The organism is Streptomyces corchorusii (assembly GCF_001514055.1).
Lineage (GTDB): Bacteria > Actinomycetota > Actinomycetes > Streptomycetales > Streptomycetaceae > Streptomyces > Streptomyces olivaceoviridis.
This window is the reverse complement of the sequence record NZ_KQ948357.1, coordinates 62971-78722: the sequence shown is the minus strand read 5'-3', so window position 1 is coordinate 78722 and position 15752 is coordinate 62971. Positions and strand designations below refer to the sequence as shown.

Genomic DNA, 15752 nt, shown 5'->3' with positions numbered 1-15752 from the left:
TCCCGTAACGGGCGCAGGACAGAAGGCCGGTGACGATCCCCCCCCCCCCCGTCACCGGCCTTCGCCGTGCCCGAAGGCGCTCGTCAGCCGCTGTGCGCGTGGTGGTCGGCGCCGTCCTCCAGGTCGCCGCCGAGCGTGCCGCGCAGCGCCTTGACCACCCCGTCGTCGCCGACGGCGACCCATTTGCGGCCGACCAGGTAGTGACCGCCGTAGTCCTTCGCGTCGTTGATCCACTCACGCTGGCCGCGGTCGGTGGCGAAGGTGGCGAGGATGAATTTCCCCTCGCCGGTACGGCAGATGGCCTGGCGGATCTCGTCCGCGTCGGTCTGCATGTTCGGCGCGCACTTCACCTCGGCGGCCAGGTGCTCCAGGCTGCCGGTCGCGGTGGGCGGCACGGACTCCGTCGTGCCGCCCGAGCCGCAGCCCGCCAGCGTCAGTACGGCCGCGGCGCCGAGCAGCAGTCCTGTCAACCTCATCTGTTTCCTCCGGTCCGGTGGGCCGAGCATGCCCCAGCGCCCTCGGATACGGCTCCCGCGCGCGCTGCGCTCAAATCCGGTGACCGGGCGCGCACGGGTGTGCGAGGGTGACGCGGTGAACCAGAACTGGGAAGACCGCGTGGCCGCCGCCTGGGCCGCCTTCGACACGTATCCGGAGGAGCGCGCGCACGAGTTCCGCGCCCTGATCGACACGCTCGTCGCCGAACTGCCGGACGACAGCCCGCTCGGGCCCTTCGAGCAGGCCTGCGCCTGGGACTCCACCGGGCACTCCGACAAGGCGGTGCCGCTGTACCGGGAGGCGCTGGCCCGCGGACTCGACGGGTACAAGGGCCGCCGGGCGAAGATCCAGTTGTCGAGCTCGCTGCGGAACACCGGCCGGGCGGAGGAGGGCGTCGAGCTGCTCACCCCCGAACTTGACGCGCCCTCGGACGAGTTGGACGACGCGGTACGGGCCACGCTCGCCCTGTGCCTGTCCAGCCTCGGCCGCGACCGCGAGGGCCTGTCCCTGGTGCTCGGCGCGCTCGCCCCCCATCTGCCGCGCTACCAGCGGTCGATGGCGAACTACGCCCGCGCGCTGGTCGAGCCCGGGGTGTGAACCACTCGTCCGGCGGTGACCAACCGCCGGCTCGCTCGTTCTCCCCGACGTGCAGTCACAGGATGTATCCCAGCGTCACGCACCCTTCCCCGCCGGGAGCGCGGGCCCGGTCGACGTCGAGCAGGCCGAGGCCGCGCTCGTCGAGCACTACCCCCGGCTGGTCCGGCTCGCCTACCTGGTGCTGCCGCCGGGCCTCGGCCGCAGCCGCCGGGTCCTGACCGCACACGCCCTCGCCCAGCGCGCCCTGCCCCGCGGCCGCAGACAGCCGTCCGTGATCCCGGCCCAGGCCGTCGGCCGGGAGGGCGACCCCGGGTACACCTACCTGCGCGAGCGGGTCCTGCGCACGGCCCTGGAGGCGGCCCGCCCCCGCAAGGGCCTGCCCCGGCTCACCCAGCTCCCCGCGCCGCTGCCCCAGGTGTGGGGCCTGAAGCTGTTCCCGCGCTCCGGCGGCGCCGACGAACTCGCCCTGGACCAGCGGCTGTCCGCCCTGTCCGGCCCGGCCCGCGCCGCCTACGTCCTGCGTGGCCTGGAGAAGCTGCCCGACCCGGACATCCGCGATCTGCTCGACGCCGCCGGGGTCGCCGACCCGGGCGGCGCGCTGGCCTCCGCGAACAGTGTGCCCATGCAGCCGGGGCTGCTCTCCTCCCCGGAGTTCGACCCGTGCTCGCTCCAGGCCCGGCCCACCGATCTGATGCGCCGCCGGCAGCACACCAAGGCCGCCCTCGCCGCCGCGGCGGCGCTCGCGGTGTGCGGCACGCTGGTCGCCCTGCCGGGCGGCGGCTGGGGCCCCGACGGCGCCGCCGCGCCCGCCTACGCCGGGAACCCGGCCGCCGAGGCCGCCCTCGACCCCGGCAAGGTGGTCCGGGTCTCCCCCACCGCCTGGCGGACCTCGGCCCGTACCGACTTCTCCGTGTGGCCCGCGCGCGGCCCGCTCACCGGCGACAAGGCCCTGCTGCGCCGCGCCCTCGCCGTCTGGGCCCGCCCCGGGGAGGCGGTCCGCGTCTCGGCGACCCCGGGCACGCAGACCGGCGGCCCGGCCGGCCCGCCCCAGTTGCTGTACGCGGGCGAGGTCGACGCCGCCCGGGTGGTGATCCTCTACGACGGCCTGCGCATCGTCCGCTACGCCGAGCCGAAGAACGGCACGCGGGGCGCGGCACTGGACTTCGCCCGGGTCGACGGCGCGACGGGCGCCGGGGCGAGCGCGCTGGTGCTGGGCCGCTCCGACGGCAACGTCCGCTACCTGACCGCCCCGTGGGTGACGAAGGCGGCGCAGCGGGACCTGACGAAGCCGGACGCGGGCGCGACGCCGCTCACTCTCGCCGACGGCGTCACCGCGCCGCTGGCCAGCCCCGCCGTGCGGACCGGCGGCTGCACCTCGTGGACCGTGCTCCAGCTGACCGACGCCTCCGGCACCCGGCTCGCCACCGACCTCGGCGAGCTGGTCCCGGCCCACCTCACGGCCGGCCGGCCCGGCGCGCCCGGGGAGGCGTCCGGCGCGCGGGGCCTGCGCACCTGGGCGCCGTTCGCCTGCTCCCTGGCGGCCGAGCGCTCGTCGGGCATCCGGAGCGTCAACGCCTGGGCGTACGCCGAGCAGCCGCTGCCCGGAGGCGCCGGGCCAGGGGCGTGGGTGTGCACCCGGGCGGAGACCTGGCGCGGCGACGGCACGGCCGCGCTGGCCCAGTTCCGCACGCCGGGCGGGGCGGCCGGGGCGGTCGTCGCCAAGGGCACGGACGTGCCGGCCTGCGGGCCGCGTGATCCTCATGTGCTGGCCGGGGTGCTGTGGAAGTCGGCGGCGGGGAGCTGGTACCTGCTGGCGGCGGGCAGCGAGGGGACATCGTCGGTCTCCGCGACGGGCGGGGTCACGGCGTCCGCGCGGGGACCGCTGCTCGCCGTCAAGGCCGAGCAGGGCGCGCGGGCGGACCTGAAGGGGACCCTGACGGACGGCCGGGAGATCAGCGGGCTGGGCTAGCCGGCAGGAGTGGTCCGTACCGGTCTGTGCCTCCCGGGCACAAAGTGATCGCCCGGTGCTCGACATGTGATCACGAGCGGCCGGAACCGATCGGTAAAGTGTTCGTATGAGTACCGGGGTTCGCCGCAGGATGGGTGTCGAGGAACGTCGGCAGCAGCTGATCGGCGTCGCCCTCGACCTGTTCAGCCGACGCTCGCCCGACGAGGTCTCCATCGACGAGATAGCCTCGGCGGCGGGCATCTCGCGGCCTCTCGTCTACCACTACTTCCCGGGCAAACTCAGCCTGTACGAGGCCGCGTTGCAGCGTGCGTCGGAGGATCTCGCGAGCCGTTTCACCGAGCCGCACGAGGGCCCGCTGGGTGCCCGGCTGCTGCGCGTGATGGGCCGCTTCTTCGACTTCGTGGACGAGCACGGCCCCGGCTTCTCGGCCCTGATGCGCGGCGGCCCGGCGGTCGGCTCCACGACGACCAACGCGCTCGTCGACTCCGTCCGGCAGGCCGCGTACGACCAGATCCTGTCCCACCTGGGCGTGACCGAGGCCTCCCCGCGCCTGGAGCTGGTCGTCCGCTCCTGGATCTCGCTCGCCGAGTCCACGGCGCTGATCTGGCTGGACGGCCGGCGCATCCCGCGCGCCGAGCTGGAACGGCAGCTCGTCCACGACTTCGCGGCGCTCGCCGCCGTCAGCGCCGCCTACGACGAGGAGATGGCGGCGGTCCTGCGCGGCATCCTCAGGGAGGAGCCGGCCGAGAGCCCGCTCGGCGAACTGGTCGGCCGGCTGGTAGCGCTCGCCTCCTAGGGCTTGATGCCCACCCCCGTCCACAGGCTGACCTCGGCGTCCGTGGGGGTGTCGGAACCGGGCCGGGTGGTGTCGGGGCGCCAGCGGTGGCCCACGGTGACGCCCGGGTCGAGGAGTTCGAGCCCGTCGAAGAAGCGGGCGACCTGCGCACGGGAGCGGAACTGCACCGGGGTGCCCGCGGAGGTGTAGATGTCGGTGACCTTCTGCCAGGTGGCCGGGTCGAAGTCGGGTGTGCAGTGGCTGAGCGCCAGGGCGCTGCCGGAGGGCAGGATGCCGAGCAGGCGGCGGACGATGCCGTACGGGTCCTGGGCGTCGGTGACGAAGTGCATGAGGGCGTTCAGGGACAGCGCCACGGGCCGGCTCAGGTCCAGTACCGCGCTGAGCTCGGCGGAGTCCAGCAGCGTGTCGATGTTGTTGACGTCCGCCTCGATGTACGTCGTACGGCCCTCGCGGGTGCTGCGCATGAGGCGCTCGGCGTACTTGAGGACGAGCGGGTCGTTGTCGGCGTAGACCACCCGGGCGTCGGGGACCACGGACTGGGCCACCTGGTGCAGGTTGGGCTCGGTGGGGATGCCGGTGCCGATGTCCAGCCACTGGCGGATGCCGTGTTCCCGGGCGAGGACGCGGGTGGCCCGGTGCATGAAGGCCCGGTTCTCACGGGCGCACACGAAGATGGCGGGATACGCCTCGGCCACGCGTTCGGCGGCCTGCTTGTCGACCTCGAAGTGGTCCTTGCCGCCGAGGTAGTAGTCGTACATGCGGGCGGAGTGCGGCCTGCTGGTGTCGATACTCCGGGTGGGCTGCGAGCTGGTCATCCTGTCCCTTTCGGTGGGGGGTGCGTCGGCTGTCCGGGTCAGTGGGCCGTCAGGTGGTCGGCCAGGCCTCTCTTGACCCCCGTGACGAACGCCGTGATCTCTTCCGGCGTGTAGATCAGCGCGGGTCCGTCGGGATCCGTCGACTGCCGTACGGCCACGCGTCCGTCGGCGAGTCGCTTCGTCTCCACGCACTGGCCCCCGTTGGGGCCGCTCCACGGGCACTCCCAGCCCTGGTCCCCCAGGTCCGAGGCGGGCATCCCGTTGTAGACACTGCCCTCGGCGATGGTCATGAGTACTCCTTGCGCATGCGGTCCAAGAGCGCCCTGCTGTCCGCGGACGAGGTCAGCAGCGACATGCGGTTGTGTGCCTCCAGATGCGCCACGACGTCGGAGCGCTGGTCGAGGTACACGGCGGCGGAGAGGAGCTCGCTGTAGACGATGTCGGGCAGTTCCGGCTCCTCGAACCGGAAGTAGGTGAAGGGGGCGCACGCCCCGACGTGCGCGCGGGCCGAGAAGGGCACGATGTCGACGCTGACGTGCTCCAGCTCCGAGACTTCGAGCAGCCGGTCGATCTGCTCCCGCATCACCTCGGGCCCGCCCACGACCCGGTGCAGCACGGTCTCCTCCATCACCACCCAGAGGGTGGGCGCGTCGGGCTTCTCCAGCAGGCTCTGGCGGCGCAGCCGCAGGTCGACGCGCCGGTCGAGGTCCTCGGCGGTGTCGTTCGGGAAGCCGCCGCCCAGGGTCGCCCTAGCGTAGGCGGGCGTTTGCAGCAGCCCGGTGACGTAGTGCGGCTCATAGGTGCGCAGCACCTTCGCACCGGTCTCCAGGCTCACGTAGGCGGTGAACCAGGCGGGTACCACATCGCGGTACGGGTGCCACCAGCCCGGCTCGTTGGCCCGTTCGGCGAGGGCGACGAACTCCTCGATCTCCTGCTGGTCGGCGCCGTAGGTCTGGAGCAGCTTCTCGACGTAGAGGATCTTCAGGCCGACCTCGGCCTTCTCCAGCCGGCGGATGGTCAGGGGCTTCACCCGCAGGGCCCTGGCCGCGTCGTCCAGGGAGACGCCCGCGCCGAGGCGCATGTCCTGCAACCGTCGGCCGAGGATCATGCGGAGAACGGTGGGTGCACTGCTGCCGGCGCCCGCGCGTACCTCGTTCATGCTGCCCTGCCTCCTGAGAGATCGTCACCAGGACCGAGGATATGGCGATGTGATGCGTCGATCGGACCGGATCCCTTCCGGCTGAAATTATCAGGGAGGCGGTTGCAGTGTGAACTAGTCCGCGAGCATAGTTACTTGTGTGACGAAGCCCCCGTCACACAAGACGCAGACGCGCCAACGGCCATACCGGTAGGGCTAGTTGGCGAACGCGTCGTTTATCGCGCCCCTCCATGGAAGGCGACCGCCGTGTCCCCCCACACGACTTCTTCACTCCGGCACCTGGGCGGAGCGAACACCGACCGCGCGCACTGGCTCGAACTGCCGGGTCACCGCACGAGCGTCAGAACGGCGCGGCGTTTCGTCAGCGCACGGCTCTCCTCCTGGCGGGTGCCCGAAGAGGCCTGCGCGAACGCCGTGCTCCTGGTGTCCGAGCTGGCCACCAACGCGGTACTGCACACCCTCAGCCTGCGCATCCTGTGCGGTATCCGTCTGCTGTCGGACGCCGGCCTGCGCCTGGAGGTGCACGACCGGGACGCCTCCGGCCGCCGCCTGCCCTGCCGCGTGCCGGGTCCCGACGACGAGGGCGGCCGAGGACTGCTGCTCGTGCAGGAGATCGCGGACAGCTGGGGAGTCGTCCCTTCGCCGCTCACCGGGGGCAACGCGGTCTGGGCGAACCTGGCCACCGGCTTGTGAGCAGCGGCGGGCGGCGAATCTAGCGCTCGAACTTGCGGTAGGAGGGCGCGAGGTCGCGTACCTCGGCGGAGGCGTGCAGGACGAACCCGTCGTCCCGCACGTGCTCGCGCAGCAGTTCGAGGACGGCCTCGGTCAGGCGGGTCTTGGTCTCCTCCGTACGGCCGGCGAGCAGGCCGATCGTGACGTGGACGACGGCGTGCCGCTGCTCCTCGGGGTCCTCGTAACCGAACGCCGTGAGCGCGCTGGGCCGGAACTGCGTCTTGCACGCTTCCGGCTTCGCGTCCGCGATCTCGACGGTCGCCGTGTGCAGGGCGCGGGCGAAGCCGGCGCGGTCGAAGGCCGGATCCATCACGGCGGAGTAGTCGACGGTGATCTGCGGCATGGGGCTCACTCCTGTTCCCGGGCAACGGTGTCACCCTAGCCCGGGTGCCGCCGCCCCGGTCCGGGCGCCTCTCCGCGGTGAGGTGGGGCGGCCCCCGCCCGGGTGCCGCCCCACCTCACCGGTGCCCGGGCGTCACCGCCGGGTGAAGACCGCCACGGTACGGCCGGGAACGGCGAACGTCCCCGAGTCCGGGGCGAACGCCGCGGTCTTCACGACCGGGTCCGCCCCCGACGCCTGCACGGGATGCAGCCGGTAGTGCTCCCCGGCCAGCGCCGGGATGCGCTGGTCCTGCCGGTCGGGGGTGGCGTTGAAGACGACGACCAGGTCACCGAGGCGCATGGTGATCACGCCCGGTGTCTCGTCCTTCCCGGACAGCGGGAACGACAGCTGTTCCTGCACCCGCGAGGCCGTCCCGAGGGAGAACGCCTCCTCGGTCGTACGGATCTTCAGCAGGTCCCGGTAGGCGGCCGAGGCGCCGGTGATCTGCTCACAGCCGACCTTGACCGTGCTCAGCAGCGGCCGGGCGTAGTCCCACTTGGAGGCGTTGTCGGAGGCCGGGGGCAGCCCGCGGCCGAAGCCGTTGCCGTCGGCGCAGTTCCAGTGGATGGCGTTGAACCAGTCCCCGCTGTCGAAGGAGTTGCGGTCCAGGGACTTCGAGCGCAGCAGGTCGGTGCCCGCCTGGGAGAGCGCGGGGCCCTGGGAGAGGCCGGCCGTGGCCATCGCCAGGACCTGCATCCGGGCCCGGTCGCCGGCCGGGGTGTCCTTCGGCAGCTTGTAGGTCAGCGCGTCGAAGAGGGACTCGTTGTCGTGGGCGTCCACGTAGGCGAGGGCGTCGCCGGGCGCGTCCGCGTATCCGGCGGGTGCTCCGTTGTAGTCGATCCCGGCGCCGGTGACCTCCTTGCCGTCGGTGTCCGTGAACCGGTACCCGGCCAGGTTGCCGGTCAGGCCGATCTTGATCAGGTCCTGGTAGTGCAGCAGCCGGGCCTTCTGCTCCTCCGTGCTGCCGTTGGCCGTGGAGGAGTTCGGGTCGGTGTAGAGGCCGGAGGCGAAGCCCTGGACGCCGGGGTCGGAGTCGAAGGGGCTCCCGCCGCGCACCGCGTCCCGGGCGCGGTCGGAGAAGGTGGCGATGCCGGTGCCGGCCATGTTGGCCTGCGTGGCCTGCACGAACCGGGCGTCGTTCGCGACCTCGCCGAAGTTCCAGCCCTCCCCGTACAGGATGATCTTCTTGCCGTCGACGCCGTCCTTCTCGGGGGTCAGCGCGTCCAGGGCCTGGCGGACGGCCAGGATGTTGGCCTTCGGGTGGTGGCCCATGAGGTCGAAGCGGAACCCGTCGACTTTGTACTGCCTGGCCCAGGTGACGATCGAGTCCACCACCAGCTTGCCCATCATCGCGTTCTCCGGCGCGGTGTTGGCGCAGCAGGTGCTGGTGGCCACCGAGCCGTCGGCGAGGAGCCGCTGGTAGTAGCCGGGCACGATCCGGTCCAGCACGCTGGTCTCCGCCTGCCCGCTGGCGGCGGTGTGGTTGTAGACGACGTCCATCACGACCCGCAGCCCGTCCTGGTTGAGCGCCTGCACCATCTCGCGGAACTGGACGGTACGGGCCGTGCCGTCCGGGTCACTGGCGTACGAGCCCTCCGGGACCGTGTAGTGGTACGGGTCGTAGCCCCAGTTGTAGGCGTCCTTCGCGGCGGTCTTCGCCACGCACTCCTGCTGCTTGTCGGAGTCGGCCGGGTAGGAGGCCAGGTCGCAGTCCGGACTCGCCTGGTCGGCCTTCTTCTCGGGGATGGTGGCGATGTCGAAGGCGGGCAGCAGGTGCACGTAGGAGGTGCCGGCCTTGGCCAGCGCCCGCAGGTGCTTCGAGCCGTCGCTGTTCTTGTCCGTGAAGGCCAGGTAGGTGCCCGGGTGCTTCGCCGTGCGGTCCTCTACGGAGAAGTCCCGGATGTGCAGCTCCTGGATCTGCGCGTCCTTCAGCGGCACGGCCTTGGGCTTGCTCAGGGCCGCCCAGCCGCTCGGGGCGAGCGACTTGTCGTTCAGGTCGACGACGAGGCTGCGCGCCGAGTTCGCGGTCAGGGCGACCGAGTAGGGGTCGGTGACCTTGTTGGTGACCACCTTGCGGACGCTGGGCGCCCAGACCTTCACGACGTACCGGTAGGGCTTGCCCTTCCAGGAGGCCGGGCCGGTGACGGACCAGACGCCGGTGGTGTCGTTCCGGCGCATCTTCACGGACGTGCCGTTGAGGTCGAGGTGGACGCTCTGCGCGGTCGGCGCCCAGACCGCGAGGGTCGGCCTGCCGTCGTGGAAGGTCGGCCCGAGGGCGGCCTTCGTCGCGCCGGGGTACAGGTCGTCCAGCACGCCGGCGATCTGCACGCCGGTCGCGGCCAGCACGGCGCCGTTCGCGGCCCGCTGGGTGGCGACGAGCTGTCCGGCGAGGGCGCCGCGCACCCGGTCCCGGTCGCGGGGGTCGACGGACCAGGCGGTGTAGTCCTTCAGGTGCGGGAACCTCGCCTTCTGGGCGTCGGTCAGGGTGGTCTTGGTCAGTCGCAGCCAGCGCTCGTCGTCGCTGGTCAGCGCACCGTCCTTGACGGTGATCGAGCCGTCGTGGGAGGAGAGGAGCTGGGTGGAGGCGGCGCCGTCGACGCCGTTCCAGGCGACGGTGTCGCGGTCGATCCAGACCGCCTTGGAGGTGGTCAGGTCCAGCGCGGCGGCGCTGCCCGCGGGCTGCGGCAGCAGGTACTTCTCCTGGCCGTTCAACAGCCACACCTCGTGGCCGTTCGACTTGAGGTCGAGCGACTGGTCGGTGGGCAGGTCCTTGTCGTCGCCCTTGTGGATGATGTAGCCGAGACTGGTGGCACCCGCGCTGAGCGGCACCTCGAAGACCGCGCCATAGGCATCAGTCTTCACCGGCTTCATCGGGTCCGACCAGTCGGTGGGGTGCGCGGCGCCGGTCCAGACGTGCAGGCCCCAGCCGTCGTAGTTCCCGTCGGCGCGGTGGTAGTGCAGGACCGCCTTGGACTCGTCCTGGGCGGGATAGCCGGGCCGTTCGGTGCGTACCTCGGCCTTGCCCTGCTCGATCCACACCTCGCCCGTCCTGGTGACGTCGATGCTCCGGTCGGCGGAGACGTCCTTGTTGCCGTCCTTGTCGACGACCAGGAAGCCGACGTCGGAGGCGCCGGGCTTGAGCCTGACGTAGGCGAAGGCGCCGTAGGCGTCCCGGCCCGTGAAGGGGTGGCCGGCCGGCCAGTTCGTGGCCTCGCCGTCGGCGAGGTCGCCCCAGGCGTACAGGCCCCAGTCGGCGTAGTCGCCGTCCGTGCGCTTGTAGTGGACGACCGCGTAGTCGCGGGAGGAGGCCGTGGGGACCTCGGGCGCGGGCGGGGTGCCGGTGGTGCTGCTCGCCGTGGCGCTCGCGGTGCGTCCGGCCGAGTCGACGACGACGGCCTTGTAGCGCAGGGCGGTGCCGGCGGGTACGTCCTTGCCGAGGGTCTGGGTGACCTGGTAGGGGGCGTGGTCGGCGGAGCCGAGCGTCTTCCACGCGCCGTTTCCGACCTGGGCGGCGAAGACGACCCGGTTGAGCTGTCCGCCGTCGACGCCGGCCCCCAGGACGACCGTCCCGGTGGCGCCGGCGGCCGGGGCGGTCAGGGTGATCGCCGGCTTGGTGGCGGGCTTGTCGAGGGTGCCGGCGGCCTTGTAGACGACGGCGGAACCGGCCGGGACGGTGACGGTGACCTTCCTGTCGCCGTCGGACGTCACCGAGCCGGTGGCCCCGTGGACGCCCCGGTACGGCATGTCCGCGGATCCGGTCGCGAAGGTCGCCGTCTTCTCGGAGTCGGCGTTGTTGAACGCGACGACGTACTCCTGGCCCGTCCGGGCGTCGGTGCGCGTGAAGGCGTAGACACCGGGCCCGTCGGCCGCGTACCGCTCGGTCTGCACTCCGTCGGTCAGGGCGGGGTTGGCCGTGCGGAGCTTCGCGAGCGCGGCGATCTGCCGGTACAGCGGGGCCTCGGTGTCGTAGGCGGCGCTCGCGTGGGTGCGGTCGGTGCCGATCTCGTCGTCGTCGAGGTAGTCGGCGACCCGGGAGGCGAACAGGGGCTGGCGGGCGTCCTTGTCGCCGCCGGAGCCGGTGAAGCCCTGTTCGTCGCCGTAGTAGACGACCGGGTTGCCCCGGCTGAGGAACATCAGCTCGTTGGCGAGCCTGTCCTTCTTCAGGATCTCGGCGTCGGTGGCCTTCGGGTTGTCCTGCTTCAGGAAGTACCCGATGCGGCCCATGTCGTGGTTGCCGAGGAAGGTGACCTGCTCGTAGGCGTTGGCCTTGTCGGTCGTGTACGTGTAGTCGTCACCGAAGACGCTCGCCAGCTTGCGCGCGCTGCCGCCCTGGGAGGCGTAGGCGCGGGCCGCGTCCTGGAAGGGGAAGTCCAGGGTGGCGTCCAGGCGGCCCTGGGTGACGTACGGGGAGGTGACGGCGGTGTCGGCGGAGTAGACCTCGCCGAACATGAAGAAGTTCTTCCGCCCGCGCTCGGCCGCGTACCGGTCCAGCGCGGTCGCCCACTGGGTCCAGAACTCCATGTCCACGTGCTTGACGGTGTCGATCCGGAAGCCGTCGACGGCGAAGTCCCGCACCCACCGCTCGTAGATCTTCTCCATGCCGTGGACGACCTCGGGCCGCTCGGTCCACAGGTCGTCCAGGCCGGAGAAGTCGCCGTAGGTGGTGGACTCGCCGGCGTACGTCGAGTCGCCCCGGTTGTGGTACATCGCCGGGTCGTTGAGCCAGGCCGGGACCTTGCTCCCGCTCGTGGCCCTCGGGGTGTACGGGAAGGAGGCGCCGGAGACGGCCGGGAACTTCCGGCTGCCGTCGGCGTAGTCGGCGTCGTCGAAGGGCTTGCCGTCCTCGGTGAGGTAGGGGAAGGCGCCCTTGGACAGGTAGCCGTAGGACTTCTCGTCGTAGTCCACGACGTCGGCGGTGTGGTTGGTGATGACGTCGAAGAAGACCTTCATGCCCTTGGCATGGGCCTTGGAGATGAGGGACTTGAGGTCGTCGTTGGTGCCGAAGTGCGGGTCGACCTGGGTGAAGTCGGTGATCCAGTAGCCGTGGTAGCCGGCCGAGGCGTTGCTGCCCGTCCCCTGCACCGGGCGGTTCTTGAAGATCGGCGCCAGCCAGATGGCCGTGGTGCCGAGCCCCTTGATGTAGTCCAGCCGCTTCGTCAGGCCCTTGAGGTCGCCGCCCTGGTAGAAGCCCTTGTCGGTGGGGTCGTACCCGGTGGACAGGCGGGAGCCGGTCAGACCGCCCCTGTCGTTGGAGGTGTCCCCGTTGGCGAAGCGGTCCGGCAGGACGAAGTAGAACTGCTCGCGGGTGGCGTCGTGCCGGACGGGTACGGCGGCGAGCTTCGCGTCCGAGGGGGGCGCGGGCGGGCCGGCCGCGTGGGCGGCCAGCGGCTGGAGCAGCGCGGCGGCGAGGGCGGCGGCGGTGACGGCCGCGGCCCGTCGACGGTGCGGGGTACGGCGCCTGCGCGGCGCCGGCCATCTCGGTATCACAGGTGATGACTCCTTGCGGGAGTTGCTGGGGTTTTGCGGCAAGGGGCGTGAAACCTCCCGCAAGAGGTTTCACGCTCCGTCAGACGTGGGCTCAGCAGCTCGACTTGCCGGCGTAGAGCGCGAGGGCCGTGTTCGAGCCGAGGGTGGCGGTGAACTGCCCGCTGGAGTTGACCGTCACCGGGGTGTTGTTCTGGACGTTGCAGTACGTCCCGGCCGGGAGGGACGTCTGGTAGGTGCGGGTCAGGGACGAGGACTCGTGGTTGATCGCCACGTAGCCCTTGGTGCCCCGGCCGAACGCGATCGCGTTGTTGCCGTTGTCCCACCAGTTGGTGACCGCCTGTCCGCGGGTCGCGTTGCGGAAGGCGACCATGGACTTGATCTCCGGCCAGGCGTGCTGGCACTTCCAGCCGTCCTGCCAGCAGGCGTTCACCTGGCCGCCGTTGGGCGGGCCGGCGTCGGCGTCCGACCACTCGTAGCCGGAGTTGACGTCGGGGGCGCCGTAGGGCCAGGCGAGCATGAAGACGTTGGCCAGGGTGTAGTCGGCGCCGCTCTTGTAGTTCAGCGTGCTGCCGTTGCGCTCGGTGTCGTGGTTGTCGACGAAGACGCCCGCGACCGAGCTGTTCAGATAGCCCCAGCCCTCGCCGTAGTTGGTGAGGTAGGCGAGCTTCTCGCTGGTGAAGACGCGCTTGAGGTCGTAGGCGTAGCGGAACTCCTGGACGTCTCCGTTACCGGTGTACTCGGAGGGCTGGACGGCCTCTCCCGCGCCGTAGATGACCTCCTGCTTCCAGTAGGCGGACGGGTTGGTCAGGCGGCTCTTGATGTTCGCCAGGTCACCGGCCGGGATGTGCTTGGCCGCGTCGATGCGGAAGCCGTCGACGCCGAGGGTGAGGAGGTCGTTCATGTACCCGGCGATGGTCTTGCGGACGTACTCCTCGCCGGTGTCGAGGTCGGCGAGGCCGACGAGTTCGCAGTGCTGCACGTTCCAGCGGTCGGAGTAGTTCGACACCTGGGAGGTGCAGTCGTCGAAGTCGTAGACCGAGTACAGGCCCGGGTAGTCGTACTTCGTGTACGACGAACCGCCGGTGCCGGTGCCGCTGCCCGCCGACATGTGGTTGATCACGGTGTCCACGACGACCTTCACACCGGCCGCGTGACAGGTGTTCACCATGTTCCGGAAGGCCGTGCGGTCGCCGAGGCGGCCCGCGATCTTGTAGGACACGGGCTGGTACGACGTCCACCACTGCGCCCCCTGTATGTGCTCGGCGGGCGGGGAGACCTGGACGTATCCGTAGCCGGCGGGGCCGAGGGCGGTGGTGCACTCCTTGGCCACCGAGGCGTAGTTCCACTCGAAGAGGACGGCGGTGACGTCCTTGGTGCCGGGCGGGGAGGCCTCGGCGGCCGTCGGGGTCATGCCAACCAGAGCGGCGGCTGTGAGGGCGACCGCCGCGGGGAGGGTTCTGCGTGCCATGTGGGGTTCCTTCGACGTTGAAGGCGACGGGACCGCTGAAGGCTTGCTGAAATATTTCAGCAAGCTTGCGGTGACGCAGATGTTAAAGGCCCGCTGGCCGAAGCGCAGCGGGCCGGTGTGAACTTGATGCAAGAACTTTCAGACGGGACCTCAGGACCGGCCCCGCCTCCGGCGGTCAGTCCGTCGTCGTCCACCAGACCGTGGTGTCGGCGGGCACCTTGGTCTCGCCGTCCGCCTCGGTCACCTCACCGCTGGTGAGCAGGACGCGGCCGTACGACGGGGTCGTCACCGACTCGCCCGTGGTGTTCGCGACGCACACGAAGTCACCGCGCCGGAAGGCCAGGACGCCCTCGGGCGCCCGCAGCCACTCCACCGCCTCCCCCGCGCCGAGGTCCGGGTGGGCGCGGCGCGCGCGCAGCGCGGCCCGGTACAGCTCCAGCGTGGAGCCGGGGGCGCCGGTCTGCGCCGCCACGCTCAGCCCGGCCCAGTCGGCGGGCTGCGGGAGCCAGCTTCCGCCGCTGCCGAAGCCGTAGGAGGAGCCCTCGCGGGTCCACGGGATCGGGACCCGGCAGCCGTCGCGGAAGCCGTCCTGGCCGGCGCCCCGGAAGTACGCCGGGTCCTGGCGCACCTCGTCGGGCAGGTCCACCACGTCCGGGAGGCCCAGTTCCTCGCCCTGGTAGATGTACGCCGAGCCGGGCAGGGCGAGCATCAGGAGGGTGGCCGCGCGGGCGCGGCGCAGGCCCAGCTCCCGGTCCCCGGCGGTGCGGATCTGGGTGCCGAGGCCGGGCGGGTTGGCGAAGCGGGTGGCGTGCCGGGTGACGTCGTGGTTGGACAGCACCCAGGTGGCGGGGGCGCCGACCGGGCGCATGGCCTCCAGGGTGCGGTCGATGACCGTCCGCAGTTCCTCCGCGTCCCACTCCGTGCTCAGGTACTGGAAGTTGAAGGCCTGGTGGAGTTCGTCCGGGCGGACGTAGTTCGCGGTGCGCTCGACGGTCGGGGTCCACGCCTCGGCGACGAAGATCCTCTCCCCCGCGTACTCGTCGAGGATCTTGCGCCACTGGCGGTAGATCTCGTGCACGCCGTCCTGGTCGAAGAACGGCATGACATCGTTGCCCAGCAGCTTGAGCTGGTCGTGGGCGCCGAGGTCGGGCAGGCCGTCGGCCTTGACCAGGCCGTGGGCGACGTCGATGCGGAAGCCGTCCACGCCCATGTCCAGCCAGAAGCGGAGGACGGAGCGGAACTCGTCGCCGACGGCCGGGTGGTTCCAGTTGAAGTCGGGCTGCTCGGGGGCGAAGAGGTGCAGGTACCACTCCCCGTCGGCCACCCGCGTCCAGGCCGGGCCGCCGAAGATGGACTCCCAGTCGTTGGGCGGGAGTTCGCCGTCCTTCCCCTTGCCGGGGCGGAAGTGGTAGCGCTCGCGGAGCGGGGAGCCGGGGCCCTCGGCGAGGGCGCGCTTGAACCACTCGTGCTGGTCGGAGGAGTGGTTCGGGACCAGGTCCACGATGATGCGCAGGCCGTGCGCGTGGGCGTCGCGGATGAGCGCGTCGGCGTCCAGCAGCGAGCCGAACATCGGGTCGACGGCGCGGTAGTCGGCGACGTCGTAGCCGGCGTCGGCCTGCGGGGAGGCGTAGAAGGGGCTGAGCCACACGGCGTCGACGCCGAGGTCGCGCAGGTAGGGCAGGCGGGAGCGTACGCCCTCCAGGTCGCCCATGCCGTCGCCGTTGCTGTCGGCGAAGCTGCGCGGGTAGACCTGGTAGATGACCGCGTCCCGCCACCAGTCGCGGCGGTCGGCGACGGTGACGGCGGAGTGGCGGGCCGGTGCGGCAGGGTGCTGCTGGCTCATGGCGTCCTT

The 15752-nt window shown here is 71.4% G+C and carries 12 protein-coding genes; 4 read left to right on the top strand and 8 right to left on the bottom strand.

Features of this window, described 5'->3' with window-relative positions; genetic code table 11:
• Positions 1-83: 83 nt before the first annotated feature.
• Positions 84-476: a hypothetical protein gene (locus AQJ11_RS18840; protein ID WP_175252129.1), complete on the bottom strand. Its 393-nt coding sequence runs from the start codon at positions 474-476 to the stop codon at positions 84-86.
• A gap of 115 nt (positions 477-591) precedes the next feature.
• On the opposite strand from AQJ11_RS18840, the gene AQJ11_RS18835 reads away from it, so the two are divergent.
• The 3 genes from AQJ11_RS18835 to AQJ11_RS18825 all read left to right on the top strand — a co-directional run bounded on the left by AQJ11_RS18835 (position 592) and on the right by AQJ11_RS18825 (position 3857).
• Positions 592-1092, top strand: a complete 501-nt coding sequence (locus AQJ11_RS18835) for a tetratricopeptide repeat protein (protein ID WP_244218294.1) — start codon at positions 592-594, stop codon at positions 1090-1092.
• 49 nt (positions 1093-1141) lie between these two features.
• Positions 1142-3061: a hypothetical protein gene (locus AQJ11_RS18830; RefSeq protein WP_059263815.1), complete on the top strand. Its 1920-nt coding sequence runs from the start codon at positions 1142-1144 to the stop codon at positions 3059-3061.
• Positions 3062-3167: 106 nt separating this feature from the next.
• A complete protein-coding gene (locus AQJ11_RS18825) occupies positions 3168-3857 on the top strand; it encodes a TetR/AcrR family transcriptional regulator (RefSeq protein WP_086011522.1) in 690 nt (229 codons plus the stop codon).
• Here AQJ11_RS18825 and AQJ11_RS18820 read toward each other — a convergent pair.
• Genes AQJ11_RS18820 through AQJ11_RS18810 form a run of 3 tightly spaced genes read right to left on the bottom strand, consistent with a single transcriptional unit; the run spans position 3854 to position 5831 of the window.
• The gene (locus AQJ11_RS18820; protein WP_014672315.1) at positions 3854-4672 is read right to left on the bottom strand and encodes an SAM-dependent methyltransferase; all 819 of its coding nucleotides are present in this window, start codon (positions 4670-4672) and stop codon (positions 3854-3856) included. The two genes, AQJ11_RS18825 and AQJ11_RS18820, sit on opposite strands and share 4 nt — an antisense overlap.
• A gap of 38 nt (positions 4673-4710) precedes the next feature.
• Positions 4711-4962, bottom strand: a complete 252-nt coding sequence (locus tag AQJ11_RS18815) for a DUF397 domain-containing protein (protein ID WP_014672316.1) — start codon at positions 4960-4962, stop codon at positions 4711-4713.
• Positions 4959-5831: a helix-turn-helix domain-containing protein gene (locus AQJ11_RS18810; RefSeq protein WP_014672317.1), complete on the bottom strand. Its 873-nt coding sequence runs from the start codon at positions 5829-5831 to the stop codon at positions 4959-4961. Before AQJ11_RS18810 ends, AQJ11_RS18815 begins: the two co-directional genes overlap by 4 nt.
• A 246-nt stretch (positions 5832-6077) precedes the next feature.
• On the opposite strand from AQJ11_RS18810, the gene AQJ11_RS18805 reads away from it, so the two are divergent.
• The gene (locus AQJ11_RS18805) at positions 6078-6524 is read left to right on the top strand and encodes an ATP-binding protein (protein WP_078611734.1); all 447 of its coding nucleotides are present in this window, start codon (positions 6078-6080) and stop codon (positions 6522-6524) included.
• Between the two features lie 19 nt (positions 6525-6543).
• Here AQJ11_RS18805 and AQJ11_RS18800 read toward each other — a convergent pair whose 3' ends face one another.
• The 4 genes from AQJ11_RS18800 to AQJ11_RS18780 all read right to left on the bottom strand — a co-directional run bounded on the left by AQJ11_RS18800 (position 6544) and on the right by AQJ11_RS18780 (position 15743).
• Complete coding sequence (locus tag AQJ11_RS18800) at positions 6544-6906, bottom strand: 5-carboxymethyl-2-hydroxymuconate Delta-isomerase (RefSeq protein WP_014672319.1); 363 nt, start codon at positions 6904-6906, stop codon at positions 6544-6546.
• A gap of 132 nt (positions 6907-7038) precedes the next feature.
• Entirely contained in the window at positions 7039-12432 is a 5394-nt protein-coding gene (gene pulA / locus AQJ11_RS18795; protein WP_059263814.1) for a pullulanase-type alpha-1,6-glucosidase, read from the bottom strand.
• Between the two features lie 91 nt (positions 12433-12523).
• Complete coding sequence (locus tag AQJ11_RS18790; protein ID WP_175252130.1) at positions 12524-13900, bottom strand: alpha-amylase; 1377 nt, start codon at positions 13898-13900, stop codon at positions 12524-12526.
• 175 nt (positions 13901-14075) lie between these two features.
• Positions 14076-15743: a glycoside hydrolase family 13 protein gene (locus AQJ11_RS18780; protein WP_059263812.1), complete on the bottom strand. Its 1668-nt coding sequence runs from the start codon at positions 15741-15743 to the stop codon at positions 14076-14078.
• Positions 15744-15752: the final 9 nt, after the last annotated feature.